Annotated in this window: 18 protein-coding genes; 16 read left to right on the plus strand and 2 right to left on the minus strand. The window is 64.4% G+C overall.

The window, feature by feature from the left end; genetic code table 11:
* Positions 1–46 precede the first annotated feature (46 nt).
* The 7 genes from DVW87_RS02600 (at position 47) to DVW87_RS02630 (ending at position 5,978) form a co-directional block, all read left to right on the plus strand.
* Entirely contained in the window at positions 47–985 is a 939-nt protein-coding gene (locus tag DVW87_RS02600) for a hypothetical protein (RefSeq protein ID WP_114686195.1), read from the plus strand.
* Positions 986–1,060: 75 nt separating this feature from the next.
* Positions 1,061–1,843 carry a hypothetical protein gene (locus DVW87_RS02605; protein ID WP_114686196.1) on the plus strand — a complete coding sequence of 261 codons (783 nt, stop codon included), beginning with the start codon at positions 1,061–1,063 and terminating at the stop codon, positions 1,841–1,843.
* Positions 1,844–2,052: 209 nt separating this feature from the next.
* Positions 2,053–2,406 (plus strand): helix-turn-helix transcriptional regulator, encoded by a 354-nt coding sequence (locus DVW87_RS18210; protein ID WP_220149779.1) that lies wholly within the window; start codon positions 2,053–2,055, stop codon positions 2,404–2,406.
* A 126-nt stretch (positions 2,407–2,532) separates the two neighbouring features.
* On the plus strand, positions 2,533–3,207 hold the full coding sequence (locus DVW87_RS02615) for a hypothetical protein (protein ID WP_147276184.1): 675 nt from the start codon (positions 2,533–2,535) through the stop codon (positions 3,205–3,207).
* A gap of 200 nt (positions 3,208–3,407) precedes the next feature.
* Positions 3,408–4,376 carry a DUF7146 domain-containing protein gene (locus tag DVW87_RS02620; RefSeq protein ID WP_181814687.1) on the plus strand — a complete coding sequence of 323 codons (969 nt, stop codon included), beginning with the start codon at positions 3,408–3,410 and terminating at the stop codon, positions 4,374–4,376.
* Between the two features lie 82 nt (positions 4,377–4,458).
* A complete protein-coding gene (locus DVW87_RS02625; protein ID WP_114686199.1) occupies positions 4,459–5,172 on the plus strand; it encodes a hypothetical protein in 714 nt (237 codons plus the stop codon).
* Positions 5,169–5,978 (plus strand): hypothetical protein, encoded by an 810-nt coding sequence (locus tag DVW87_RS02630; RefSeq protein WP_114686200.1) that lies wholly within the window; start codon positions 5,169–5,171, stop codon positions 5,976–5,978. Before DVW87_RS02625 ends, DVW87_RS02630 begins: the two co-directional genes overlap by 4 nt.
* A 125-nt stretch (positions 5,979–6,103) precedes the next feature.
* On the opposite strand, the gene DVW87_RS17960 is transcribed toward DVW87_RS02630, so the two are convergent.
* Positions 6,104–6,463, minus strand: a complete 360-nt coding sequence (locus DVW87_RS17960; protein WP_181814688.1) for a hypothetical protein — start codon at positions 6,461–6,463, stop codon at positions 6,104–6,106.
* 5 nt (positions 6,464–6,468) lie between these two features.
* Here DVW87_RS17960 and DVW87_RS02635 point away from each other — a divergent pair, with 5 nt between their 5' ends.
* Complete coding sequence (locus tag DVW87_RS02635; RefSeq protein WP_181814689.1) at positions 6,469–7,494, plus strand: DNA cytosine methyltransferase; 1,026 nt, start codon at positions 6,469–6,471, stop codon at positions 7,492–7,494.
* 15 nt (positions 7,495–7,509) lie between these two features.
* Here the strand turns inward: DVW87_RS02635 and DVW87_RS02640 are convergent, their stop codons facing one another.
* A complete protein-coding gene (locus DVW87_RS02640; RefSeq protein WP_114686202.1) occupies positions 7,510–9,894 on the minus strand; it encodes an ATP-binding protein in 2,385 nt (794 codons plus the stop codon).
* Positions 9,895–10,336: 442 nt separating this feature from the next.
* Here DVW87_RS02640 and DVW87_RS02650 point away from each other — a divergent pair, with 442 nt between their 5' ends.
* From DVW87_RS02650 to DVW87_RS02690, 8 genes are all read left to right on the plus strand, one after another.
* Positions 10,337–13,441 (plus strand): anti-phage-associated DUF499 domain-containing protein, encoded by a 3,105-nt coding sequence (locus tag DVW87_RS02650; RefSeq protein WP_114686204.1) that lies wholly within the window; start codon positions 10,337–10,339, stop codon positions 13,439–13,441.
* A 38-nt stretch (positions 13,442–13,479) separates the two neighbouring features.
* Entirely contained in the window at positions 13,480–14,046 is a 567-nt protein-coding gene (locus DVW87_RS02655; protein WP_147276186.1) for a DUF3780 domain-containing protein, read from the plus strand.
* On the plus strand, positions 14,046–17,054 hold the full coding sequence (locus DVW87_RS02660; protein ID WP_239017725.1) for an anti-phage-associated DUF1156 domain-containing protein: 3,009 nt from the start codon (positions 14,046–14,048) through the stop codon (positions 17,052–17,054). The genes DVW87_RS02655 and DVW87_RS02660 overlap by 1 nt, the downstream gene beginning before the upstream one ends.
* Positions 17,055–17,085: 31 nt before the next feature.
* Positions 17,086–19,863, plus strand: coding sequence for a phospholipase D-like domain-containing anti-phage protein (locus DVW87_RS02665; RefSeq protein WP_181814690.1), 2,778 nt, complete (start codon positions 17,086–17,088; stop codon positions 19,861–19,863).
* Positions 19,864–19,921: 58 nt separating this feature from the next.
* Complete coding sequence (locus DVW87_RS02670; protein WP_147276187.1) at positions 19,922–21,319, plus strand: RNA-binding protein; 1,398 nt, start codon at positions 19,922–19,924, stop codon at positions 21,317–21,319.
* A gap of 67 nt (positions 21,320–21,386) precedes the next feature.
* Positions 21,387–22,514, plus strand: a complete 1,128-nt coding sequence (locus tag DVW87_RS17685) for a hypothetical protein (protein ID WP_147276188.1) — start codon at positions 21,387–21,389, stop codon at positions 22,512–22,514.
* Positions 22,511–25,171 carry a UvrD-helicase domain-containing protein gene (locus DVW87_RS02685; protein WP_114686210.1) on the plus strand — a complete coding sequence of 887 codons (2,661 nt, stop codon included), beginning with the start codon at positions 22,511–22,513 and terminating at the stop codon, positions 25,169–25,171. Before DVW87_RS17685 ends, DVW87_RS02685 begins: the two co-directional genes overlap by 4 nt.
* Before the next feature lie 55 nt (positions 25,172–25,226).
* Entirely contained in the window at positions 25,227–25,652 is a 426-nt protein-coding gene (locus DVW87_RS02690; protein WP_114686211.1) for a hypothetical protein, read from the plus strand.
* The last annotated feature ends 32 nt before the right edge of the window (positions 25,653–25,684 follow it).

The following is a 25,684-nucleotide window of genomic DNA, read 5'->3' on the forward strand; positions in this document are numbered from 1 at the left end:
ATCCATCCGCTCGGCAGATTCCTGAACGCCGGTCGGAGAATGACGGATGTCCATCGAACAGTCGGTTGCGCGAGACCCGATCGAAGCGGCCGACTGGGAGAAGTGGTACGGCGATCCGGCCAAGTGGCCCGCAAGCAGGCACGCCTTCCTGGCCGACGTCGCCATGCGACTGGCGCGGGTCATGTGCTACCCCTGGTACGACGACCTCTTCGTGGCCGCGGGGCGGACCGAGATGTCCCAACCGCGGCCCGACCTGTTCCTGAGTCATCCGGAATGGTCACCCTACCGTGATGGCTCGGGCGTCATCGGCGTCGACCCCGACGTCGAAGCGGGGTTCTGGCGTCCGGACGACTGGACCGAGGAAGAGGAGGCTGCCCTCGATCGAGCCGACGCCCACAACAACTACCGTCACGCTGGACGAGTGGCAGTGAGGGCGGTCGCACGCGGGATCGCCCTGCTGGCGGCCAGCGGAAGAATCAGCACCATCGGGATGCCGCAGGACGGCTCCCCCTCGATCCCGATCGATCCCGGCGACTGGGAACTGATCGATCCCATCGATCGCATCGCGTCCTGCCGGCTGACGCCGGGCGATCGCACGGCGCCGGGCTCATCCGGCACCCACCTCGTGTTCGTCGACGGGAACCAGCTCGAGAAACGGCTGCGCGCGTATGCCCGTGACAACCAGGTGTCGTTGAACGACGGCGGCATCACCGTGATCGACGACGGACTCCTCGGTGCACCGAAGCAGGCTCCTACGGCGTACGTGGAGAAGATCTGCGAGGACGCCATGCGCGAGCATCTCAGCGAAGCGGAGAACAAGGACATCACCAGCGAAGCGCTGAAGAAAGCGGTCGAAGCGCGGACGAACCGGGAGTTCTCGGCGAAGGTCTTCCAACGGGCCCGCGCCAGACTGCTGCCGGACTTCCCAGAGTGGGCCAGGCCAGGTCGACGTCGAGGACCGCAGGGGCCGCGCAGGGGGCACTGAAGGACGCGGATCTTCGGATGGACGAGAGAATCCATGGAAAGACATCCGGGATGCATTCCCAGGGATGAAATAGAAATGGCCAAGGTTCAGCTCACCGACCGCGAGTATCCGCACATCGTCGAAACCGGTCTGGACCGGAACACGCACGTGCGTGTCGATCTGTTCGTCGACCTCCAGGGCGACGACGTGGAGAGGATGCTGCATGCGTTCGGCATGCTTCAGGACACGCCGCCGACCGAAGCCCAACGCCTGCTGCTGATCAACTACGTCTGCCGGCACACCACCCGTAGCAACACGTCGCATTGCATCGTCTGGTCGCCGACGTCGTGCACCTACGTCTCCGCCAACGGCCCCGCCGTCGATGGCGACCGGCCTCCGGTCGCGGATCACTGCGACGCGCGCGATTACGATCGCGTTCCCTTCCGAACGGTGGACTGCACCGTCATCGCGCTGCCTGAAGGCCGCTACAACGAGTACCTGTCCGTCCGCCTCCTCGACGCGGATCACGTCGAGGTGTCGTCGGCATCCCCCGCGATGATCGGCTACCTCGATGAGACGCCGACCTTCGGCACGGATCCGATCCTGCCGTTCCTTGATGCGGACGGCGACTTCGTGCCGCCGACGCACTTCCGCGGCGTGAAGGTGACGGGGGTCATGAAGGGGCCGATCCTGCTCGGCCCGATACAGCCGGACGGGACAATCCGTCACGTGGTCCGACGCTGGCCTGCCGACGTGTGGGACGCCTGTCGCAAGGTCGCCGAGGGCACACTGCCCAAGGAGACCCTGCTCGCCGCCTGGCACGCAGTCGCGCCGTCCAGTGACACCCTCAATCTCGTAGGCGTGCGACTGGCCGCATAGTCGACGCCCCACTCCGGTTCTGATCCAAGGCCCATCCGCCAACTGGCGGGTGGGCCTTTTCGGTATGCCATTCCTCTGACAGATCCAGGTAAATCTCCTGCTGCAATCTCACCCCCTGCGGGACGACATTCGGACTGTTTGAACGAGATTTCCGCCTCCTACCACGGACTTGCCAGGCCATTCCGGTCCGGCAGCCAAGGAGGCGAAGCATGAACGTCAACTACATCAGCCCGAACACCGCCAGGATGGTCAGCCCGAACGGCTACGTCGTCTCGATCGGTGCTGCGGGTTCCGGGAAGAACCGCCCCGCCAGGACGCCCAATGCCGCCGATCACGACGACGAGGCGCCGCGCCGCCGGCTGATGACCACCACCGAGGCCGCGACGTACTGCGGGCTGGCCAAGAACACGTTGGAGAAGATGCGCCTCTACGGCCGCAAGGGCGACAACTCGCCCCGCTTCATCAAGCTGGGGACGGCCGTCAGGTACCACCCGGACGATCTCGACGTCTGGATCGACCGCAACCGCGCCATCACCACCAGCGAGTACGACTCCACCAACTGATCCGCCTGCCTCCGCTGGCCCACGGCTTCAGTCGTGGGTCCGCGACCCGCCGCGGCGTCGGCAGAACGCAGCAAGTCAGCAGCGACCGGCTCCGTCCAGCGGGCCGGCGACAACGAGGACATCGTCATGGACAACGTACACCGCCTTCCGCTCGCGAGCGGAAACCTCTCGCCCGACCAGATCGCGCTGATCCACCGCGCATCGAAGACCAGCTCCGAGCCGCCCGCGCTGCTCGTGCGTCTCGCCACCCTCCTCGGATGTTCGGCGTCCAGCATCGCGGCGGCTCCGATCGAACTGATCGACCGGCAGCAGGGTCTGCTGAAGCTGCCCGATCCGTCCGGCAGGATGACCGAGGTCGCGGTGGGATATGCCGCTGCGGCGGCGGTGGTCGCGGCTGCGGGGACCAGGACGCGTGGCCCGCTCGTCGTCGACACCTACGGCAAGGTGGTGACCTGCGACCTGGACACTGAGGACTACGCGAAGGAGATCCTGGCGGCGAACGTGCCCGCAACCAGCACCTTCGACTGGAGCCTGGCGCTCATCCGGGACTCCATCTTCGGCCAGCTCGTCGACTTCGGAACGCCGATGCTGGTGGCGGCTGCGCAGGCGGGCATCGGCCCGGAGTGGCCAGAAGGCACGAAGCGCGAGGACATGCTGCTCAACCAGCGGGCGGCCGCCGACTGGTGGACGTACCGCATGGGACTGCGTCCTCCGTCGCCGTTCGTGCTGGCCCATGCCGTCACCCGGGTCATTCTCGGCGGCGGTGGTGCGAACGACCTGCATTCCCGCCGCTCGAGCTGAGTTCGTGAAGGGTGCCCGGCGCCATGGCGCCGGGTCGGGATGGTTGCGCCCGCGCGCGGACGCGCGGGCGGATCTCCGATGAAAGTGACTGCGGCGCGGAGGCGCCGGCCGGCTTGAGCCGGGCGGTGGAGGCAGGGGCCGAAGGAAAGAGGCCCCAGACCACCGCGAACGTGGCGATTGACCAGCGAAGGAGCATGCACATGGACAGCATCGGCCTCCCGGCCAGATACATGGACGGGAAGGGGCGCATCGACGTCGCCCGCATCAAGGCGGAGACCTCGATCGCCCGGGTCGCGGCAGAAGCGACCGACCTGAAGAAGAGCGGCGACGAACTGAAGGGGCTGTGTCCCTTCCACCCGGAGGACACCGCCAGCTTCTTCGTCAACGAGGGCAAGCGGGTCTTCCACTGCCACGGCTGCGAAGCCGGCGGCGACGTGATCGAGCTCCACCGGCGTCTCCATCACGTCGACTTCCGGCAGGCATGTTTCGATCTCGTCGGCACCGCGATCGTCGTGCCGACGATGCTCGAGAACCCGGACCTCGTCGCGATGCGTCGCGCGGAGTCGGTGAGGCGAGCGCGTCAGATCTGGCGGGAAGCGATGCCGATCGCCTGGTCGCTGAGCGAGACGTACTTCATCAACCGCGGGATCGGCGACGATATTCCCGGATCGATCCGCCACTCGCACGTCGCGCGCTGGTGGGATGCGGACGGTCGAGAGGGTCGACGCGAGCCGGCGATGATCGCGGCGCTGCAGGACCGCGATGGCCGGGTAGGTGGCATCCAGCGCACCTTCCTCGACCACGAGGGGCGCAAGTCGACGCGGGGCACGCCGAGGCTGTCGCTCGGCCGGGTGCGGGGCTGCGCCGTCCGCTTCGGTCCCGTCGCGGAGACGGTGATGCTGGCGGCGAGCGTCGAGGACGGACTGGCGGTGAGGCTCATGTTCCCGGGCGCCAGCGTGTGGGCGGCGGTGGGCGACGGCAACCTGCCGCACGTCCGGTTCCCGGCGGCGGTCAGACGCGTGATCGTCTGCGGTGATGCGGACGAACCGGGCAGGATCGCCGCCGCCGCTGCGATGGCGGCGTACGCCAGTGTCGGTCTCACCGTGGAGGACCTCGTCCCCCGTGCCGGCAAGGACTTCAACGAGGAGTGGCTGCTCCTCCACGCCTGAGCAGCGACCCCGATCCAGTCGGCGATGCACCATCGTCGCCATCCATGCGCCGCCGTGCGGATGACATCCCAAGGAGAATGACATGCCGAAGAAGAAGCCCAACGCCGTCTCGCTGCCCGCTATCGTCAAGCCGCCCGCTGGCGCACGCCTGCCGCTCAGGGAGGACGGTGGCCTCGTGAAGGTCGATGCCGTCTACCGCATCGCCGACGTGCACCCCACCGCGGATGGGCCGTGGAGCGGCGAGGCGAACAAGATCGCCTGGACCGATCCGGCGTCCGGATACGCCTGCATCATCCGCCGATCGCCGCTGTATCAGCACCTCTGCGGATACGTCGCGGTCCCCCCGGGCCATCCGCTGTTCGGTCGTGAATACGGCACGATGCTGGGCATCATGATCGGCGTGCACGGCGGTATCGACTATTCGCACGTCTGCGAGCGCGATGCGCCCGAGGATCGCAGCATCTGCCACGTCGCCGTGGACCTCGGATCCCGGCGGGAGGTCCGCAGGACCGTCGCGGACGATCGTGATGGCCACGACGATGACGACGCATGGTGGTTCGGCTTCAGCTGCGACCAGCGGGACGACCTCGTCCCGCTGGACACCCGCCATCCAGGCAGCGACAAGACCCCGGCGTTCGGCGTCGACGATCCCACCTACAAGACCGAGGCATTCGTCTACGGCGAGTGCGTGCGCCTCGCGGCACAGCTGAAGGCGATCGGAGAGGACCGCGACCCCCGGGCAGCCGATCCCGGTCCGACACTCATCCCCGCCTCGAACCTGGAGTACAGACGTTGACCCCGCGCGTCTGCGATCCCGAGCTGCCCTGGGGCAACTGGCTGCGGGGCGAACACGTCGATGGCGAGACGGTCTTCGTCGACGAGGAGACCGGCGAACGTTGGCCATCGATGCGCGCGGCGTTCTGGAACGGTCGGCTGCGGATGCCGGACCATTTCGGCAGGACGCCGCACGAACTGCTCGAGACGATGCATGCCGTGCTCGTCGCTACGATCAGGCGCAAGCCGACGATCGGTGAGCAGGCGGGAGACATCTTCCAGTCCAGCAAGCTGTACCTCCTCCTGTTCCACCTCTGGCTCGCCCAGGAAGGACTGGTCGAACTGACGGAGGATGGCCGCGGTGCCAAGGCCGTGACGGCGGAGGGGATGGCCGTGATCCACATGCTGCTTGCGACCCGCCCGTACGACGTGCGGAGGCAGCGACCGTCCGCCGCGACCATCGCCCAGCTGTGCGAGCTCGGCCTCGGCCCGGAGGGGCGGGAGGACAGGCTGGCGCGCGTCGAGAAGGCCGCGGCCCGCTGGGACGTCGCATTTCTCCGTCGACGCGAGGGCGGGCAGCCGTCGATCATCCTGTCGAAGCGCGGAGACGGTGTCGTGCCGATCTTCGAGACGGTATGGACGCTCGGGCTGGGCACGACGGAGCGGCGCGACCGCTTCTACGAATGGATCTGTCACCGGATGGACCGATGGCCGGCGTGGGGCGAACTGGCGACCCGCTACGGATCGGACCGGCTGACCCATCATATGCTGGAGGTCGCGGCGGCGGCGCTCATCGACACGAGCGATGCGATGCAGGCGATCGCTTAAACCACGGTCGACGATTCATGGGAAAGGTGGGAACGGCTCGGCGCATATCGCAACCGAGCCGTTCCCATCCACGTCCATCTCTCAGTGCGGATGGGTGTCGCAGCGATGGTTGGCAATCGCTGGCATCACTTGGTCGACGACACCGCCCTCCGTAGGAGGGCCAACTGATCGAGCAGAAGGTTCGGATCTCCTCCGCCCGCAAGGAAGTCGCGACAACGGTCCATCACTTCGCGGTCCACCGCAACACCTGCGTTGCGTCGGCCTCGCGTTCGGGTCGAAGACGGATGCGGGAGCATCGCCACTCGCATACTCACATATTCGTCCAGACGCTTCACCCGATCGGTGTAACGGATCAGCTGTCCCTTGCGCGCGCGCGACACCAAGGGCTGATCCACGCCCGCACCTCTGCCGATCTCCACCTGAGAGGGGAGACCCGGGGTCTTCAGCCGCTTCGCTAGATCCTTCAACAGCGATTGGTGGTCCATGGCGCTTGCATATATCGCATATTCGCATTAAAAGCTATGTGATTATGCGGATCGCTTTTGCAGACATGTTCAGCGGCGCCGGGCTCTTCAGCGCGGGGGCCGTCCGCGCCGGAATGACCCCGGCCTTCGCGATCGATCTGTCGAAGGACGCGATCGCCAGCTACAATCGCAACGTCGCGCCGGTGGGCGTCGTGGGGTCGGTCGACGAGCCTCGCGATCTGCCCCAGATCGACGTGTTGCTCGCAGGGCCTCCCTGTCAGGGCTTCTCGACTCTCGGGCGGCAGGATCCGCTGGACGAGAGGAATGCGCTGGCGCTCGCCGTTCCCGCATGGGCGGAGCGGACGGGAGCGTCGGTGGTGATCGTGGAGAACGTCCCGCCCTTCCTTCGCTCGACCAGATGGGTCGAGCTGAAGGCGGCCTTCGAACTGCAGGGCTATACGGTCGATGCCTGGGAGCTGGAGGCCGCCGACCACGGGGCCGCCCAGTTCCGTCGTCGCTCATTCACGATCGCCAGCAGGATCGGCGCGATCGCGCGTCCCGAACCATCGGATGCGGCGCATCGTACCGCTGGCCAGGTGTTGGCGATGCCGATTGCCGATCACGACTCGATGCACGTCTGGCCGATCCCCAAGGGCATTGCCGCCGACCGCATAGCGCTGGTGCCGCCGAAGGGCGACAAGCGCGACATCATGCGCAAGGCCCCGCACCTCTGCCCTCCGTCATGGACGAAGGTGGGTTGCCAGGCGACCGACGTCTGGGGGCGCATCGATCCCGACAAGCCGGCCAACACCCTGCGCTGTACGTTCCAGAACCCGTCGAAGGGCCGCTATCTACATCCCACTGAAGACCGCACCCTGTCGTTGAGAGAGGGAGCCCGGCTGCAGGGCGTGCCGGAAGATTGGAGTTTCGTCGGCAGGCCCTACCCGGTGGCGAGGCAGATCGGCAACGGGGTTCCGGTGCCGCTTGCCGAGGCGGTATGCCGCACCGTAGTCGAAGCGATACGCACACAGGGCTTCCGCGCGGCTGCCTGATCCGGCGCGATCAGGCTATTCGGCCGCGTCCTCGAGGCCGATGCCATCATCGTCATCGACGTCATCCTCGTCTTCCAGTTCAGGAGGATTGTCCCTCTCGTGCTGGAGCAGGGCACCGATCATCTCCTTGTGAATGGCCTTCGAGCGACTGACGAGATCGCGAAGACCGATCACCTCCCAAGCTGCGCCGGGGCCGTCTTCGGTGATCCTGCTGAGCAGATCCTTGCAACCCTCCTTGATCGTATTCGTAGCGGGCATGGCGCCGATCAGCACGCCGCGTACCCGAGGTTCGTATCCGCGACCCGTAAACTCAGTCCTCAGCCATTCATTCACCTTGCGCATGTAGCGCCTGAGCTGTTCGAGGTGAGCGATCTCCAGCGGGATGTCGGTCGATTTCAGCTCGACGATGAGGACGGTATCGGGCCGTGGCCGGCCATCTCCCAGAACGAACACGAGATCCGGGCGTGTCGCATCCCGTTGCTTCTCTTCGTCGGTCGCAGGCTTGGCACCGGCATCAATCTCCAACTCGACCGACAGGGCCTTCAGGACCTTGTCGAGATCGTCGTCGCTATTGACGTAGCTCGACAGCTCCGGACTGATGAGCCAAGGGTTGTCCCGAAGCAGCGCATGAAGTTCCGCCTCGTTGCGCGGCCCTTTGTTCCATTTGTTCTCACCCTCATCGGTCAACTTGTCGACCGCGATGATGCCGTTCTGGCGGCCCCTGTAGATCTTGAGAGCATCGCCTTCCTCGACCTTGCGTAGAGCGTGCAGCTCCCTGAGGACCTGCGCCATGTCCTTGGGACTGCGGGCGATCTCTATCAGATTGACCAGCACCTCGCCGGCCCCCATCGACTCCATGACTAGCGGCGCGACAAGCTGGAATTCCTCGGATGGACCGCCGTACCTGGCGATCATCACCTTCATCACCTTGCGACCGGCCGCACGCTGAGTAGCCGGAAGCTGCTTGAGCCTGCGCCTGATCTCCTCCATCTCTGGAGCGTTCTTGATGAACTCGCCCGCCTTCCTCTCCTTCACGCCGCCATTGTCCTTGATGGCCTGTTCCATCAGTTCGGTCACGCGCTTGACGAAGGCGTCGACGAGCTCGTTGTCGCGCAGCAGATCGCCGCGATCGGTGCTGATGAGGTCGACGTTCTGGCGATCCAGCTCGTCGGCCTCGATGATGCACTCCATGTACTGGTGCGCCATGAAGTTGTGCATGCCCGTCTTCATGTCGAGCAGGCTGGGACCGAATGCGAGCCGATTGTTGCAGTAGATGCGCGCACCGCGTTTCGCGGCCTCGAGGCTCTTGCTCTTGAACTTGACCACGTAGCGGAACTTCAGGCGCCCGATGTCGTCGTCGCCGACTTCATCCTCCGCCATCGGCTCGACGTCGTCGGCGCGCTCGGGCAGCACCACGTCCGGCGACACCTCGGCGATGGCATCTCCAACGGCAGCTTCCTCGTCATCGGTCTCCGCGACATCGTCAGGACCATCCTCGGCCAGCGCATTCAGAATCGCGCCATCCTCCTTGCGCGCAAGATGTTCAGGCCAGACGTAGACGACGTCACCTGTCCGTCTGGCGATCGGCTGTCCGTTGATCCTGATTGCGAATTCGCTGGGACGAACTGGATAGAACGCGTTGGCCAGGGCGTCCTCCAGCTGCTCCTTCGAGAACTTCATGGAGTCGCACTTCAGGCCGCTCAGCGTGATCGTCGTCCCGCTATCCTCGAGCGGCAGCCCCTCCTCATACATCGCGTCGATCGGCACCTTGCCCAGGTCGGCGGCGTTCAGCAGATCGTCCTGACGAAGGTCGAACGTCGTCGCGAACGTCTCGCCCTTCCGTTTGGTGCGCACGGACATGTTGAGGGCAGCGCCGAAGCCGGACAGCTTGCCGATGCCCTTGCGTCCCATCACGTAGCGCTTGCCGGCTTCGGTTCGTAGCCCGTTCGCGTTGTGGTCGGATCGCCGGTCACGGTTGATCGGCAGAAACTTGTTCTGGACCTCGTCAGGAAGCATTCCATGGCCGTTGTCCCGGATGACCACCGTCAGATCCGGTAGCGGATCCTCGACGAAGCTCATGACCGGCTTCTCCGCCTCCGGCGGCATGACGGTCCCGGCCTCGGCTGCGATCCTCTCCTCTTCGGTACGGCGCTCGGTCAGCGCGCGCAGCTCCTCCGCATGATGCTTCTTCGCCGCCGCCCGTACCTCCTGCCGGGCGCGCTGGATGCCATCGACATCGAGGTCGATGTCCAGCGTGGTGGCGTCTCCGTCGTAGGCATTCGCCGCGAATTCGACGAGGCACTTGCCCAGCGATCCATACATGTTGATCCCGAGGTTGTTGAGCAGGCGTCCCATGATGACGACAGTGAACTGCGGCGGACGTGACGTGACGTTAGACATGGAAGCTCCCTCTCGACGCCGAGACTATACGCGCAGCTCACGCATCGGAAGGGGGAGGTCTGGCTCCCCGAAGAAAACGTCTCAGCTCCGCGTCTGATCAAGCATCCGTTCTGGATGCGATATGTGGTGGCGGTCGGTCGGCTGGAGGGCGCAGGACTTCGAAAGCGTTTGCGCAAATCTCAGAATTTCCTATAAAAAGGAAATGGAAGAAGGGGGATCCGATCTACTCAGGCTCGTCGGAGAGGCGTTGTACGGTCCGCAGTGGCAGACACCTCTCTCGCGAGATCTGAAGGTGACCGATCGTACCGTCAGGAACTGGGCGGCCGGTTCAGCTCGGCCGAACGATCTGCCGGATCGCCTTCTTTCGCTGCTTCGCCACCGGGCGGAGCATCTCAGGGAACTCATATCGCTCGTCGAGCGAAGCAAGAACGGGGCTTGTTGAATGCTGCAGACCATCCGCGACGCCTGCAAATTCCGGCAGGACGCCATCGACTTCGCCCTGACCAAGCAGATCGAGGATCTCACGGACCTCGTCGGCCACGATCAGGCCGCGGCCGAAGCCTTTTTCGACAAGACATTCATAACCGAGGGCATGGCATTCCTCCTTCGCGCCGCGCTCCAGCGTCTCGCAGGTCAGAACGCTCAGGCCGCCTTCGAGCTGCGTCAGGCGATGGGTGGCGGCAAGACCCATTCCATGCTCGCTCTGGGCTACCTAGCCGCTCATCCCGAGATCGCCGCCGAGATCGATCCGAAGATCGTGCAGGGCTTCACGCCCTCCGTCGCGAAGGTGGTCGTCGTCTCAGGCCGGAACATCCCGCACGACGTGCTGCTCTGGGGCAGCGTCGCGCGACAGCTGGGCAAGGAGCATCAGTTCTCCCGCTTCTGGGTCAACGGCCCACGGGCGCCCAACGAGGATGACTGGCGAGATCTCATCGGCGACGAGCCGGTCCTGATCCTGTTCGACGAACTACCGCCGTACCTGGAGAACGCCGTCACCATATCCGTCGGCGCCGGCCATCTGGGCGACGTGACGTCGGCCGCGATCTCGAATCTGCTTTCCGCGGCGACCAAGCTGCCCCGGCTGTGCATCGTTATGTCGACGCTGGTCGGCCAATACCGCGCGAGCGGCGATCTCTCGAAGATCATCTCGCAGATCTCGAACGAGGCGCAACGGCAGACGAAGCCGATCACCCCAGTCGATCTGAGCTCCGACGACATCTACAAGATCCTTCGGAAGCGGCTGCTGGAGGAGGAGCCGAACCCGGCGACCGTGGAGGCCGTGGCATCGGCCTACGGTCAGCTGCTGGCGGACGCAGCCAAGGCGAAGATCGTCGAGCGGTCCGCCGAGCGCATGTCGGAGGAGGTCGCCGCGACCTATCCGTTCCATCCCAGTCTCAAGACGATCGTCGCCACCTTCAAGGACAACGAGAGCTTCCGCCAGACGCGCGGTCTCATGACAATCGCCGCCCTGATGGTGAAGTCCGCCCAGCGGCGTCCGTTCAACGACGTCTATCTCCTCGGTCCGCAGCACCTCGACCTCGCCGACCGCGAGACCCGCGACTTCGTCAACAACATCTACAACCTCGATGCCGCCATCACGCAGGACATCGTCGACACCGGTTCGAGCGACGCCCATGCGGAGGCGATCGACGCTGCGGCTCAGAACGATGCGGCCAGCCAGGCCGCGCGCCTCATCCTGATGGCCTCGCTTGCAGAGTCCACCGATGCCGTGAAAGGCCTGCTCGAGGCCGACGTCCTGGCTTATCTCATCTCGCCGGGGCGCGAGGAGCGCGAGTTCGTCCAGGCCTTCGCCGATCTGCGGCAGGCCTCCTGGTATCTCCACAAGCGCGACAACGGCGCCTTCTTCTTCTCGAAGAACGAGAACCTCACCAAGAAGATCGAGAACCTCGCGAAGATCACGCCCCAGCCCAAGGTCGATGAGGACCTCGCGCGTCGTCTGCTCGACATCTTCGCCACCAAGCGGCGTTCCGCCTACGGCAAGGTGCTGGCGCTCCCCAGGATCGAGGACATCGATACCAAGGGCGACCGACTGCTCCTCGTCCTCTCGCCGGACGCACGCGTCCCGCCGGAGACCGCCGAACGCCTGTTCAAGGAGACGACCGAGAAGAACAATTTCGCGATCGTCAGTGGTGACGGGCACAGCCTCGCTTCGGTCGAGGAGCGCATCCGACTCGCCTATGCGATCGCATCGGTCCTTCGGCAGGAAGGCCCCGGCAGCCAAAACCTCGCCGAGCTCGAAAAGCGCCAGTCAGAGGCAGAGATGGACGTCTACACGACCATCGCCGCGACGTTGAACAAGCTCTGGGTTCCCATGAGGGTCCCGGGCGAAGGCGATGGTCTTGTCGCGACGGCGCTGAAGCTCGACTCCCACCGGCGTTCGGAGGGGGCGGGCTTCGATGGCGAGACCGCGGTCGAGAAGGCTCTGACGGACATGGGATCCAGGAAGCTGATCCTGTCCGTCGAGGAGAGCTACGCGATGCTGCGCGCCCGCGCAGAGGACATGCTGTGGCCCGCCAACGACCGGAAGGTCCGCTGGGCCGACGTCGTCGATCGTGCCGCATCGGCCGTCCGCTGGATATGGCTGCCCCGTACCGGGCTCGACGAGTTGAAGAAGCTCGCCATGTCCCGAGGCGACTGGCGCGACAGCGGTACCGGTTGGATCGAGAAGGGTCCATTCGAGAAGGAGAAGACCTCCGTTTCGGTGGACGTGACCGGCTTCGACGAGAAGACCGGCGAAGCGACGCTATTCGTAAGCCCGAAAAACGCCGGTTCGAACCCCGTCATCCACTGGGCCAACGATCCGAACGTCACCAAGGACTCGGCGATCCTGGAGGACACCACCGTCCGGACCACCGACATGAAGCGCTGGTTCCTCGCGATCGACCCGGACGGTGGGCATGAGCCCGGCAAGCCTTTCGAGTGGATCAACCGTCTGCATCTCACCCATGAACCAACGCCGGTCGGCAGCGGCTACGAGGTCGAGATCACCGTCAAGCCGACGGGGACGATCCGTTGGAACACCGACGGCACCAACTCTAGCGAAGGACAGGTCTACGAGGGGCCGATCAAGCTCGATGGCAGCACCGACGTGACCATCTTCGCGTACGCCGAAGCCGACGGCGTGAGCGTGAAGAAGGAATTCAAGGTCAACCGGCGCGAAGGCGCCGGACAGGCCATCGATCATGAACGGCCGGCATCCATCAACAAGCCGATCAATCTCGGCTCCACCGAGAAGGTGTACGCCGCAATCGCGAAGGCGAAGGAAGCGGGTTTCGTCTTCCGTACGGTGCTCGTCGTCGTTGGTTCGGGAACGAACAACATCAGCACCTCTTTCGGTGCCGATGTCGGCGTGGATGCCGCGACCATCGAGGAAGCGGCGAAGTTCGCCCGGACCCGGCTCGGTGACGAGATGGCCGACGTGAAGGTCTCCTGGCGGAGCGCCTCTGTCGATCGCGCCGCCGAGATCGATCCGTTCATGAGCGCGATCGGCGAGACGGTGTCGGGCACTCAGATCGAGCAGCAGTGACCCATCGAGCAATCGGTGGTTCACGGAAGGAAAGCGCCTTGGCGAGCAAGAGCATAGCCACGATCGGGTACGGCGTACCCACCTCCGAGATGGATCCGCAGCGTTTCGTGGTTCAGATACCGCAGAACGCCCGCGAACCCGTCGTGTTGGTCGAGGACTTCGGCCTTGCCGGACCGCAGTACGATGCGAACACCAACACTCGGTCGGATCGGGTCGTGCGTTGCCGACTGGATCAGAAACGGTGGCGCCAGATCGCGACGCCACTGAAGACCGCGTTCAACGAGCGCCTGCGCAGTCGAAAAATGGCAGCTGGAAAATGGACCACGGGCGACAATCCCGTTCATCGCTTGCTTGGCCGTGAGATGTGCGTCCTGGCATGGGCCATTGAGAGCTGCGATGCCGATCTCGTCTCATCGGCGATCGACGCTTGGATCGGTCTCCGTCCCGAGGAGCGCTGGTGGCTCTACTCGATGGCAGTCCACGCGACTGGTCGCGCAGAGGATATCGACAAGGGCTGGCGGAAGGCGATCCGCATCGGCCTGACCGAGGGCGCCGGCGCAGTCGACGCCGACAATAAACGCCAGATCAGCTTCGAGGATCTTTGATGCACATGCGGGACGACGCGGCCACCAGACTTGCGAAGATTCAGGCTCACACCCTGCGCGATGCTCCTACGATGATCGAGCGAGTTTGGCCAAGCACCCAGATCTCGATTGAAGCGGAGCAGGAGCGCGACGCCAAGCAGTCTCAGACCCTGACCCCGCTGGGCGCCTATTGGAAAGGTCGCAAGCCACTCGTCCTTGTACGGGCGTGCGTTCTTGGCGCTCTTTTGCCGGCCACCAATAATCCCGAACGCGATCTGGCGACCTTCGAGGCACTCATGGCGTTCGATGAGAACGGCATGGGACATCGCGCCGAGGGCATCGCAGCAGCCGATCTCTCAACCATAGCACTGCAAGGTTCCGCCTCTGCGGAGGAGCTATCAGCGGCCTTCGTCAATCGGCTCACGCCCAACTCGAATTTGATCGACGAATGGTCAGACGCGATCGAGAAACGACGCGTGGGATGGCGGCGCGATCTGAACCCGGAGGAACGACGGGCTATTATCGGCAAGTGGGTTTCAACCCTTCCCTACAAGCAGCGAGTGGAGCTTGCCGCACGCTCTGAGCATCTCGATGATGATGCGTTCGACCACATCTGGAACGATGTGAACGAGCACCTCGGCACGACTGCTCGATCGATCCCGGAGCTAGTGAACCAACTTGGCGTGATGCGCTTCGGCGAGAAGCCACACGTCGTTGATACCTTCTCCGGTGGCGGCTCGATTCCTTTCGAAGCGGCCCGGACAGGCTGCCGTTCAACAGGAACCGACCTGAATCCGATCGCCTGCATGCTAAGCTGGGGTGCAGGTCATATCATTGGCGCTTCAAACACCGATGAAGCAGAATGGAAGAGGTCTCAGGAGCATGCTGCTCGCGAGATCTCCGCAAGGATGCAAGCTCTCGGCTTCGAACACGACGCCGATGGCAACCAGACCAAGGCGTTCCTGTACTGCTTGGAAACCCGCTGCCCCCAGACCGGGTGGATGGTGCCGATGCTGCCGACATTGGTTATATCTAAGGCTCAGGGTGTCGTCGCTCGCCTTGTTCCCGAGCCGGAACACCAGCGTTATGCAATCGAGATCGACTCCGGCGTCGGTCCGGACAGGCTCAAGGCAGCTGCCCTCGGCACTGTCCAAGGTGACAATCTTGTCCATAGCGTTGGAGGCGAGACCTACCGCACGTCTCTGAAGTCGCTTCGGGGTCTCGAGCGAGGCACCGACGGGTCCAAATTTTCCAAGCTGAGGCTCTGGAGCAAGACGGATGTCGCACCCCGCCCCGATGATGTGTTCCAAGAGCGGCTCTACGCGATTCTGTGGATGCGGCGAGGCACGGTCAGCAATGCTCGACCCCAGACGTTCTTCGCCTCAGTCAAGCCCGAGGATGTGCGGCGTGAGGACGAAGTCCGGGCATTGGTCGAGACTAACATCGTTGAGTGGCAGGCTGCCGGGCTTATACCAGACATGGCAATCGAAGCCGGCGCAAAGACGAGCGAGCCGATAAGGACTCGGGGTTGGACGCATTGGCACCATCTGTTCACGCCTCGTCAGCTTCATTTCTTCGCCCTGTGTCGGGAAGTTGACAGCTCGCCCATCGGCGCCATCGCGCTTGCGCGAGTTCTTGATCGTTCCTCCAAGCTGAACCGCTGGAGCAACAATAATGGGTCGACCGGGCAACCGACCAACGTGTTCAGCAACCAGGCGCTGAACACCATGCTGAACTATGGATCGTATGCTAGCCGCGACTACCTGCGGCTGATGGAGATGTCTTCCGCTGGCACTACTCTTCAGGCGGCGCCTACGATCCTGAACCAACCTGCCTCGGCACTCGCGATCCAGCATCATCTGGGCATAACCGACCCACCTTATGCGGACGCCGTCAACTATCACGAAATTACCGAGTTCTTCATCGCGTGGCTAAGAAAGCAACCACCGAATCCGTTCGATCAATGGGTATGGGACTCGCGACGACCTCTTGCAATAAAAGGTGAGGGCGAGGAGTTTCGCCGCGAGATGGTCGCGGCTTACAGTGCTCTTGCCAAAAACATGCCGAACAACGGTCTCCAGATCGTAATGTTTACCCATCAGTCCGGAGCGGTATGGGCGGACATGGCTCAAATTTTCTGGGGAGCCGGCCTTCAAGTCCAAGCGGCGTGGTATATCGCCACCGAGACGTCGACCGAACTCAGGAAGGGAGGGCACGTTCAAGGGACGGTGATCCTCGTCCTTCGCAAGCGGAACGATGGCGAAAGCGGCTACGAGGATGAGATCGCTCAGGAAGTCCGCGGCGAGGTCGCGCGGCAGATAGATACGCTCGTCGGTCTCAACCAACAGCTCAAGGGCGCGGGTCGCGTCGAGAACCTCTTCGAGGATGCTGATCTGCAGATGGCAGGCTATGCCGCCGCTCTTCGCGTGCTGACGGGCTACACCCGCATCGACGGACGCGACATGACCGCCGAGGCTGGCCGTCCCCGCAAGAAGGGTGAACAGGGGTTCGTCGAACGGATCATCGATTACGCCGTCCAAGTCGCCAACGAGCACATGGTGCCGACCGGGCTTACCCCACGGCTCTGGCAAAGCCTGAGCGGGACGGAGCGCTTCTACCTCAAGATGGTTGATCTTGAAGCGGCAGGCCTGAGCAAGCTCGACAACTACCAGAACTTCGCCCGCGCGTTCCGCGTGCCCGATTACGGCGTCCTGATGGCCGATCTGCGGCCGAACACCGCGCGGATCAAAGGAGCGTCCGACTTCAAGCGACGGACCGGCTTCGAAATTCCAAATTTCGGTGAGGGTCTCGTTCGGGCAGTGCTCTACGGCATCTGGGAACTATCAGCCGAGATCGACCCCGACGTGGTGACGCAGCAGCTCCACGAGATGGTCGATGGCTACTATCGCCGCCGCGAGGATCTGATCGAGATCGCCGAATACATCGCCAGCCAGCGCGGACGCGAGGATCAGAAGGAGGGTCGCTACGCGGCGCTCCTCGCGAACATCCTGCGTAACGAGAAGCTCTGACGTGGCAAGCTCGGGAATGCCCCCCACCAGCATGACCCTGTTCGCCGACGGTGGGGGGCTGTCCCGCTTCTCCTCCCGCCATGGACGGCTGAGCCAGGTCTATCTGGCAGACCGCCTGCGATCCGCGAAGAGCTACGACCGGATCGCCGGCTACTTCCGGTCGTCCATATTCGAGCTGGTCGGTGAGGAGATCGAGGCGATCGGAACGGTCCGCATCGTAGCGAACGCCGACCTGGACATACTCGACATCCAGGCCGCGCAGAAGGTGCGGGACGCGAAGCTGTTCCGGAAGTTCGTGGAGGACGACTCCATCATCGACGCAGCCCTTCACGGCGATCGATACGCGAAACTGTACGAGCTGCTTTCTTCGGGGAAGGTGCAGGTCAAGGTCGTCCCGCGTTCCATCGCGCCCTTCCTTCACGGCAAGGCCGGCGTGATCCACGGCGATGGCGGTGCTCTGGCCTTCATGGGATCGATCAACGAGACCCGGGCCGCCTGGGCGCACAACTACGAACTCGTCTGGGAGGACAGCTCGAAGGAAGGCGTCGATTGGGTCCAGGCCGAATTTGATGCGCTCTGGGACCGCGGCGTGCCGCTGCCCGACGTCATCATCAAGGAGATCGGCCGCCTCGCGGATCGTCGAGAGGTTTCGGTCGAAGGGCTGGCGCCAGATGAGGTGCCGCAGGCCGCACTCGTCGAGACCCCGATCTACCGTGACGGCGAGTCCCTGCAGCCGTGGCAGCGCGCGTTCGTCAGCATCTTCCTCGACCACAGATCGGTGTATCAGCGGACCAGGCTCCTCCTGGCCGACGAGGTGGGAGTCGGCAAGACCCTGTCGCTTGCTGCATCGGCCCTGGTCTCGGTCATCCTGAACGATGGTCCGGTCCTGATCCTCGTCCCATCGACGCTCACCGAGCAGTGGCAGATCGAACTGAAGGATCGGTTGGCCATGCCGACCGCGCGCTGGAACTCGACGAAGAAGTGCTGGATCGACCCCGATGGCCGCGTCATCAAGGGGCAGGGCGCACCGGACGTCGTCCGCTGCCCGTATGCCATCGGCATCGTCTCCACGGGACTGATCGTCCATGGGATCGATGAACACGGGCGTCCCAAGGAGGGCACGGAGGCGCAGCACCTGCTTCAGCGCCGGTTCGGGATGGTCATTCTCGACGAGGCCCACAAGGCGCGCGGATCGCAGCCGATGGGGCAGGACGAGCGGACGCCGAACAACCTCCTGAAGTTCATCGTGCGGATAGCCGAACGATCCAAGCACCTGCTGCTGTCGACGGCCACCCCCATCCAGACGCACATCGACGACCTGTGGGACCTGCTGAAGGCGCTGAACCAGTCCACCGAGTTCGTCCTCGGGAACGCGTTCTCTCCCTGGTACAAGTCCGAGAACGCCATGCCGGTGCTCACGGGCGAGCGCCGCTTCGAGTCGATCCGCGAGGGTTGGGACTACCTCGTCAATCCGATGCCCCCGGCGCGGGACGACGACATCATCGCCGATCTCCGCGTCGAGTTCGACATGGGCAAGGACGACTGGGTCCTGACGAAGCTGGCGGCCGACATCACCAATCCGGTCTTGGAGATGAAGGCGGACAACGCGATGGTGACGGAGGAGGACGGGCTGGCCTACTTCCAGCGGGGAAGCCACAACCCGCTGCTTCGACATATCGTTCTCCGGAAACGCCGCGACCTCGAGGACATGGGCCTCATTCCGAAGCTCCCCGTCGATACGCACCCCAACCGGGACGTAGCGCTGCCTTCACACATCTTCGATGGCCTGAGCATCGGCACTTCGGACGCGTTCGACAGCGCGTACAAGGCGGCGGAGGCATTCACCGCCGCCTACCGCAAGCGGTCGAAGGCCGCCGGTTTCATGAAGACGCTGCTCCTCCAGCGCATCTGCTCGAGTCATGCGGCCGGGATCGCCACCGCAGAGGCGCTGCTGGGGAAGCGGGAACTCGACGAGGAGGCGCAGGAGGAACTCGGCGCCGCCTCGTTCTCCGGCCTGGCGGCCGAGCGCAAGCACCTTCAGGATCTGATCGAAGCCCTCACGGGCGCGTCGGACCCGAAGCTCCGGGCGGTGCGCTACTTCCTGGACGAGCACCCTTCGGGCAGCCGGACCTGGCGCGAACTCGGTGCCATCGTGTTCAGCCAGTACTACGACACCGCCGCCTGGATCGCGGAGGCGCTCAGCGAAGCCTATCCGGAACAGCCGGTCGCTCTGTACGCCGGGGCGGGCAAGTCCCGGATCATCAAGGGCGGCGTCTCGACGAACGTGCTGCGCCCGAAGATCAAGCAGCTGGTGGCGGATCGGGAGATATCGCTGGTCGTCGCCACGGACGCCGCCTGCGAGGGCCTCAACCTGCAGACCCTCGGCACCCTCATAAACGTCGACCTGCCCTGGAATCCGTCTCGGCTCGAGCAACGCATCGGTCGGATCAAGCGCTTCGGGCAGACGCGCGATCGCGTCGACATGGCGAACCTCACCTACGCAGGGACCGTCGACGAGAAGGTGTACCGCGTCCTGTCGGAACGTCTGCGCGTGAGCAGCGACGTGTTCGGCACCATGCCGGAGACCATCGACGCCGATTGGATCGACGATCTCGAAGCGCTCGAGGAGCGTCTGCGCGAATTCACCAAGCTGAAGGAACGACCCGACCCATTCAGGTCGCGGTACGCCAACGGCCTTGTCGACGCCGGCGCACAGTGGAGTGAAGCCACCCGAGTGCTCGCCAGGGAAGACATCGCTGGTCGCCTGTCAATCGGCTGGGCCGATCAGAGGAAGTCGATGGCGATCTAGCCATGCCACCGTCACTCAAAAACCACAGTGGCACTATCGCGATGCATAGCGGAGGCGGGTGGTTGATCGATGCCGATGCGGAGTCCACCGTTTCGGTGCACGTCTAAATATCGGGGGCAGAATGGTTTTCGGAAGTCTGTTCGGAAGTGGAAGGACAAGGATCACCCTCCCGCACGTCGGCCAGGTCGACAGGCCCTCGGCGCCAGGCGAGTTCCAGGCCGTCGCGGCCAAGATCGCCAGCGCCCTGCCGGCCCTCCTTCCGACGGAACAGGACAACTGGTGGTTCCTCACCGAACAATATGACCGACTGATCGATGCGGCAGGGTCGGCCGCAAGCGCAGCCAGGCTGTCGCCCCTCCGCCTGCACCAGATCGAACATGAAGGCCGCCGGTCGGAGGATTCATACGTCAGGGCTCCGAACCCCGGCGTTGCCTTCCTACAGGACGTCAAGACGGAGATGGATCGGCACGTCTCGTCCAATCTGACGGACCTGATGCTCGCCAACGTCTTCGTCATGTACACGTCCGGCTTCAAGGACGCCTTGAACGGCATACGGCGCAAGTACGCTCAACACTTCCACGACAACTGCATCGCCCAAGGTAGCGTCGCGATGGCCGGCCGCTGGCAGGCGGTGCTGGCCGATCTGGGCGTGAAGCCCGCGCCTGCCCCCGCACCGACAAGCACCGGGCGAGCCGAAGGGGAGCGCCTGTTCAAGCTCGGCATGGAGGCAGCCGTTGCGTTCCGATCGAACGAGGCCATTTATCTCTACACCCGGTCCATCGCAGCGTGGCCCAATCCCTCGCCGTACATGAACCGCGCCAACCTCCTCATGAAGCGCGTCCGCTGCCGTGAGGCGCTCCTCGACCTTCGCGAAGCGAAGAGGATCGACGATCGCGAAGGACGCGAGTTCGGGGCGACGCTGTCGCGTGAGATCCAGTGGGCCTCGATGCTCGCCAGCAACTACGAGAACGGCACCAGGGAGAAGCTGGTCGCCGATCTGAAGGTGACCGGGCGCGACCGGGTCGCCGAACGCATCATCTGCGTCTCCTTCGACATCCATCAGGCCCAGTGGGACTGGAACTCGTTCGATCGCACGCTGCTCGAATACCACCTCTTCAACGATCTCGACGACATCCGGAAGTTCGACGACCTCGCTCTGTATCCTGAGGCGCGGGAGCTTCTGGATCTCTACGATGGCGACTTCATCGACATGAAGGTGGCTCAGTCGCCGTCAGGGGACGCATATGCCGACGCGCAGGCGAAGATGCACAACTTCCTGTGTTCGTACGACATGCCGGACATGCTCCAGCTGCGGCGGTACATGCTGTACCGCATCCACGACCGTCTGCTGAGCATGGACTTCGGGCCGATGTACAACGCTTTCGGCTCGGATTGCCAAGGCATCATCTCGGAAGCGGAGCAATTCGTCTCGACCAGGGTCGGAGGTCGACGGTGAGCCAGAGTGCCTGCCGATGAAGGGCAGTCGCCCATCAAGGACGAGGAAGGATCCGGCGCGCCTCCGGATGGTCGAGGCCGCGATCAGGCACGCCGAGCAGGTCGTACGGACTTCCGGGCAGGCCGGGCCGGTCCTCTACCATCCGACGACGGCCAAGAAGCCGCACGCGAAGGCGACCGCACGCGGCGATTCCGATGCATCGCCCGTCAATCCCGCCATGGGATTGGCGGTACGAAGCGCCTTGGGCATGCCCAATCCTGACACTCCCGCGAAGTCCGACGCCGCCAGGGCCGCTCACCCGAAGGCAGCGATCGATCTTCGTGCTCAAGCCCGAACGGGTCCGAGCAGAGTCCAGAAGACCAAGACGCCAACGGACGCCGACACCAGGCTGGCCCAGCCGACCACGAAGCGGAAGGCGCCCAAGAAGAGGGCGGGTCTGATCGGGCAGCCGACGGTCTCGAAGAAGGCCAAGGCCCGCAGAGCTGGCAGGTCGCCGATCGCCGTCCCTCCCGCCGCCTCCGAAACCGCCAACGTCCGACGGAAGGGTGCCGCCTCGAATGCGGCATCCCGACTGGCGATCAACGCACGGATGAGGACGGCGGCCATCGCCGAAGCGCCGCAGGCCGTTTCACCGTTCCCCGAGCTGCAACGTCGCTGGCAGGCGGCCTTCAGCTATCTCCAGCGGTTCGCCGAAGCCAACCCGGATGCGGCCGACGTCGTGGAGGCGAGGCGCCGGATGGCAGAGGTGGAGCGGGAATGGGAGCGTCTCCAGGCTGTCGATCCGAACAGCCCCGACTGCTTCCCGTGGCCCTCGACCGATGCTCCCGCCGGTGATGGTGATGGCCATGCGGCCACCGGCGCCTGGCAGGAGATCGGCATGCTGGCCTATCTCGGCTACCATGTCGGTCTATCCAGCACGTTGTCCGCGGCACAGCGGCTCCGGCTTCTCGGGCACGTCTTCGTCATGCGCCTGCCGCCGCTCAACGGCATCGCCTACATGCGACAGTGGGGCGCGCCCGATACGGGCACGCGCCTCAGGAAGATCGCCGAAGGTCTCGCCTCGTTCGCGCGGAACGCGAAGCGCCGCAGGAACCCGAACCTCGCCGAGGCAATCCGCCAGTGGGAGGACGATCTGGAGGGCATCAGGCGCGTCCACTACGTGGGCCGCTTCGACTTTCCCTGGCCCGCTCCATGATCGAGTGGCTCGTCCTGGGCGCCTTGGCTCTCGCCGGGGGCGCTTCGAGTTCCGGAAGCCGCTCGTCGTCCTCAGGCAGTCGATCGACGACCTCCTTCGACACCGGCGAGTATCGGCGCAAGAAGGCAGCCGACGAAGCGGCTTGGCGGGCAGGCTGGGAGCACGAGGTCGACCGGACTCGGTGGATTCCCCAAAGCGTCGCACACCGCATCATCGAGACGTACCCGCTGCCGGGCGCCGACCGAACCTACTTCATGACCTCGATCGAGAAGCCGGCCAAACTGAAGGAACTGCTCGCCGAGTTCGCCGCCCACAACCTCCAGCATCTCGCCGAGCGGAAGGCGGCGCTGAAGCCGTTCTTCGACAGCGTCGAGAAGAACCCGCTCACCGACGAGCAGATGGACGCCTGCATCTGCTTCGACGACGCCGTGCAGATCGTCGCTGCGGCAGGATCCGGCAAGACGTCGACGATGGTCGCGAAGGCCGGGTACGCACTGCACGAGGGGCTCGTCGCGCCAGAGCAGATCCTGGTCCTCGCGTTCAACAGGGATGCCGCCAAGGAACTGGATGCACGCATCCAGACGCGTCTGGCGCAGTTCGAAGGCGTCGATCGCATCACGGCGCGCACCTTCAGCGCGTTCGGCCTAAGCCTGATCGGCGAAGCGACCGGCAGACGGCCCTCCCTCGCTCCCTGGGTGGGGTCCCAGACGGACGAAGTCGCCAAGATCGTCGAGATAGTCGAGGACCTGCGCCGATCGGATCCGACGTTCCGCGAGGACTGGGACGTGTTCCGCACCGTCTATGGACGGGACCTCGATCGCTGGAGCGCGCCTCGCGACAGCGCGAACCCGTCCATCGTCACCACCAACGGCGAGCGGGTGAAGAGCGACGAGGAGCGGATCATCGCGAACTGGCTCTTCCACCACGGCGTGTCGTACGAATACGAACGGCCCTACGAATACGACACCGTCACGTCACGGTACGGGCAGTACAAGCCCGACTTCTACTACTCGGACGTCCGGCTCTACCACGAGCACTTCGCACTCAACCGTAAAGGCATGCCGCCGCCGCACTTCGAGGGCGACTATCTCGGAGAACGCCGCTGGAAGCAGGGGCTCCACGAGGAGCGGGGCACCGATCTGTTCGAGACGACGTCGCATGAGATCCGCAGCCCCGGATCGTTCGACCGCCTCCGACACGAGCTCGAATCCCGTGGCCTGTCCCTGCATCACGATCCGGATCGTACGGGAAAGGGGCCGCCACCGCCCACCATCAGTCAGCTCGCATCGACCCTGCGGACCTTCCAGCAGCACGTGAAGGGCAGCGGATTGACGATCGCTCAGATCCGCGCGGCGATCCCGGTCGGGTCCGACGACGCCTACACGGCACGCCTCACACGGTTCGTCGACCTCTACGAGCGGATATCGGCGGAATGGGAGGAGAGGCTTCGGGCGATCGAGTGCATCGACTTCGACGATATGATCGTAGCCGCGGCCGAGCATCTCGAGGCCGGCTACGAAAGCCCTTACACCCTGATCCTAGCGGACGAGTTCCAGGACAGCTCGCGTGGTCGCGTCAGGCTCCTGAAGGCGCTGCTGAAGAGCCGCGGCCACGACGCGCGTCTGTGCGTGGTCGGTGACGACTGGCAGGGCATCAACCGGTTCGCCGGCGCCGATCTCTCCGTGATGAGCCACTTCAAGGCGTCGTTCGAGCACTCCACCAGGGTCATGCTGAGCACCACCTTCCGCTGTCCGGCAGCACTGTCCGAAGCGGCCAGCGCCTTCGTCCAGGCCAACCCGCGACAGATCTCGAAGACGGTCGTCACCACCAACGAGTATGATGGTCCGGCGCTGGTGGCGTATGCATCGGAGACGAGCGAGGCGTCCACCTCCCTGCTGCGCGATCATCTCGACGCCCTGCGGAAGCAGGTCGCTTCCGGCGCCCTGCATGGATCGAACGGCCACCGGCCCCGCGTCATGGTCCTCGGACGCTACAATCGGGACCGACCCGCCGACATCGGACGATGGCAGCGCTCCCACGCCAGCGCATTCGATCTCGAATTCCGGACGGTCCACGCCTCCAAGGGCCTGGAGGCGGACTACGTCATGCTGGTCAACCTCACCGAGGGCCTGATGGGGTTTCCGGCCAAGCAGACAGACGACAGCGTGCTGGATCTAGCCATGCCTGAACCGGACCCGTTCCCGATGTCCGAGGAGAGGCGGCTGTTCTACGTCGCCCTGACCCGCGCCAAGCGGCAGGTCCGGATGTACACGACGATCGGTGAACCCTCGCGTTTTTTGATGGAGCTCGCGAACGGCGGACACCTCAGGATCAGAACGACCGGAGGTCTCCTGGAACCATGCCCCTCGTGCCGGTCAGGCCATCTGAAGCTGATCGAGGGGAGGAACGGCACGTTCCAGGCGTGCAGTCGGTCGCCATCGTGCCGCTTCAAGCGGAACGTCGCCGTTCGGAGCGGCAGTCGTTCGGCCGGGAACGATCGCATCGAGGCGCCCATGGAGGCCGGCTGCCGTTGCCCGATCTGCGGGACCGGCACGCTGATCCTGAGGGACTCGGGACCCTACGACCCCTTCCTGGGATGTTCGGAGTACCCGAGGTGCCGAGCGCGCGCGCGACCACTGGAAGCGGCGCGCGTTTGATCGCGCTGCTGAGGCTCCTGCCACGAGGATCGGATGTGAAGGAAGGAAAGAGGAAGTGGGCGTCTACGTCAATCTGAAATGCCGAGGCTGCGGCGAGAGCCTGACGGGCGGCTACGTGCGCACCTATGCGGGGATAGGCGAGCCGCTCATCGACTGCCCAAGCTGCAGGACCGTCAACAGTCATGCCGACCGGGTCACCGAATGGCAGCTGATGGGCGGACTCAGGAGGTTCTGGCTCCTCCTCACTCTGGGATGGTCGACGCTTTTCTTCTACGGCATCGGCGGAACCGTGCTGGCCACGTTCCTGCTCGTCAAGGAAACGATACGATCGGAGGAAGCCGTGTTCGCGATCATCGCGGCCGCCCTGGCGATCGGTCTGCTCCGCCTCTTCCTCTACTTCCGCAAGGGCATTCGCCTCTCACGCGAACGCATGTCCAGTCCCATGTACCGTGAGAAGCTCAGGAGACATGGTCTGAACTGAAGAAGGGCCGATGACGTCCGGCTTGCCGCCGG

Origin of the sequence: Sphingomonas aracearum (genome assembly GCF_003345355.1) — a bacterium.
Classification (GTDB): Bacteria; Pseudomonadota; Alphaproteobacteria; order Sphingomonadales; family Sphingomonadaceae; genus Sphingomonas; species Sphingomonas aracearum.

Bases quoted from the DNA above. Each gene is read 5' to 3' on its own strand.
- DVW87_RS02600 (WP_114686195.1), top strand. From the start codon at position 47: ATGTCCATCGAACAGTCGGTTGCGCGAGACCCGATCGAAGCGGCCGAC.
- DVW87_RS02660 (WP_239017725.1), top strand. From the start codon at position 14,046: ATGCACATGCGGGACGACGCGGCCACCAGACTTGCGAAGATTCAGGCT.
- DVW87_RS02620 (WP_181814687.1), top strand. From the start codon at position 3,408: ATGGACAGCATCGGCCTCCCGGCCAGATACATGGACGGGAAGGGGCGC.
- DVW87_RS02625 (WP_114686199.1), top strand. From the start codon at position 4,459: ATGCCGAAGAAGAAGCCCAACGCCGTCTCGCTGCCCGCTATCGTCAAG.
- DVW87_RS17960 (WP_181814688.1), bottom strand. From the start codon at position 6,463: ATGGACCACCAATCGCTGTTGAAGGATCTAGCGAAGCGGCTGAAGACC.
- DVW87_RS02650 (WP_114686204.1), top strand. From the start codon at position 10,337: ATGCTGCAGACCATCCGCGACGCCTGCAAATTCCGGCAGGACGCCATC.
- DVW87_RS02665 (WP_181814690.1), top strand. From the start codon at position 17,086: ATGACCCTGTTCGCCGACGGTGGGGGGCTGTCCCGCTTCTCCTCCCGC.
- DVW87_RS17685 (WP_147276188.1), top strand. From the start codon at position 21,387: ATGGTCGAGGCCGCGATCAGGCACGCCGAGCAGGTCGTACGGACTTCC.
- DVW87_RS02615 (WP_147276184.1), top strand. From the start codon at position 2,533: ATGGACAACGTACACCGCCTTCCGCTCGCGAGCGGAAACCTCTCGCCC.
- DVW87_RS02605 (WP_114686196.1), top strand. From the start codon at position 1,061: ATGGCCAAGGTTCAGCTCACCGACCGCGAGTATCCGCACATCGTCGAA.
- DVW87_RS02685 (WP_114686210.1), top strand. From the start codon at position 22,511: ATGATCGAGTGGCTCGTCCTGGGCGCCTTGGCTCTCGCCGGGGGCGCT.
- DVW87_RS02640 (WP_114686202.1), bottom strand. From the start codon at position 9,894: ATGTCTAACGTCACGTCACGTCCGCCGCAGTTCACTGTCGTCATCATG.
- DVW87_RS18210 (WP_220149779.1), top strand. From the start codon at position 2,053: ATGAACGTCAACTACATCAGCCCGAACACCGCCAGGATGGTCAGCCCG.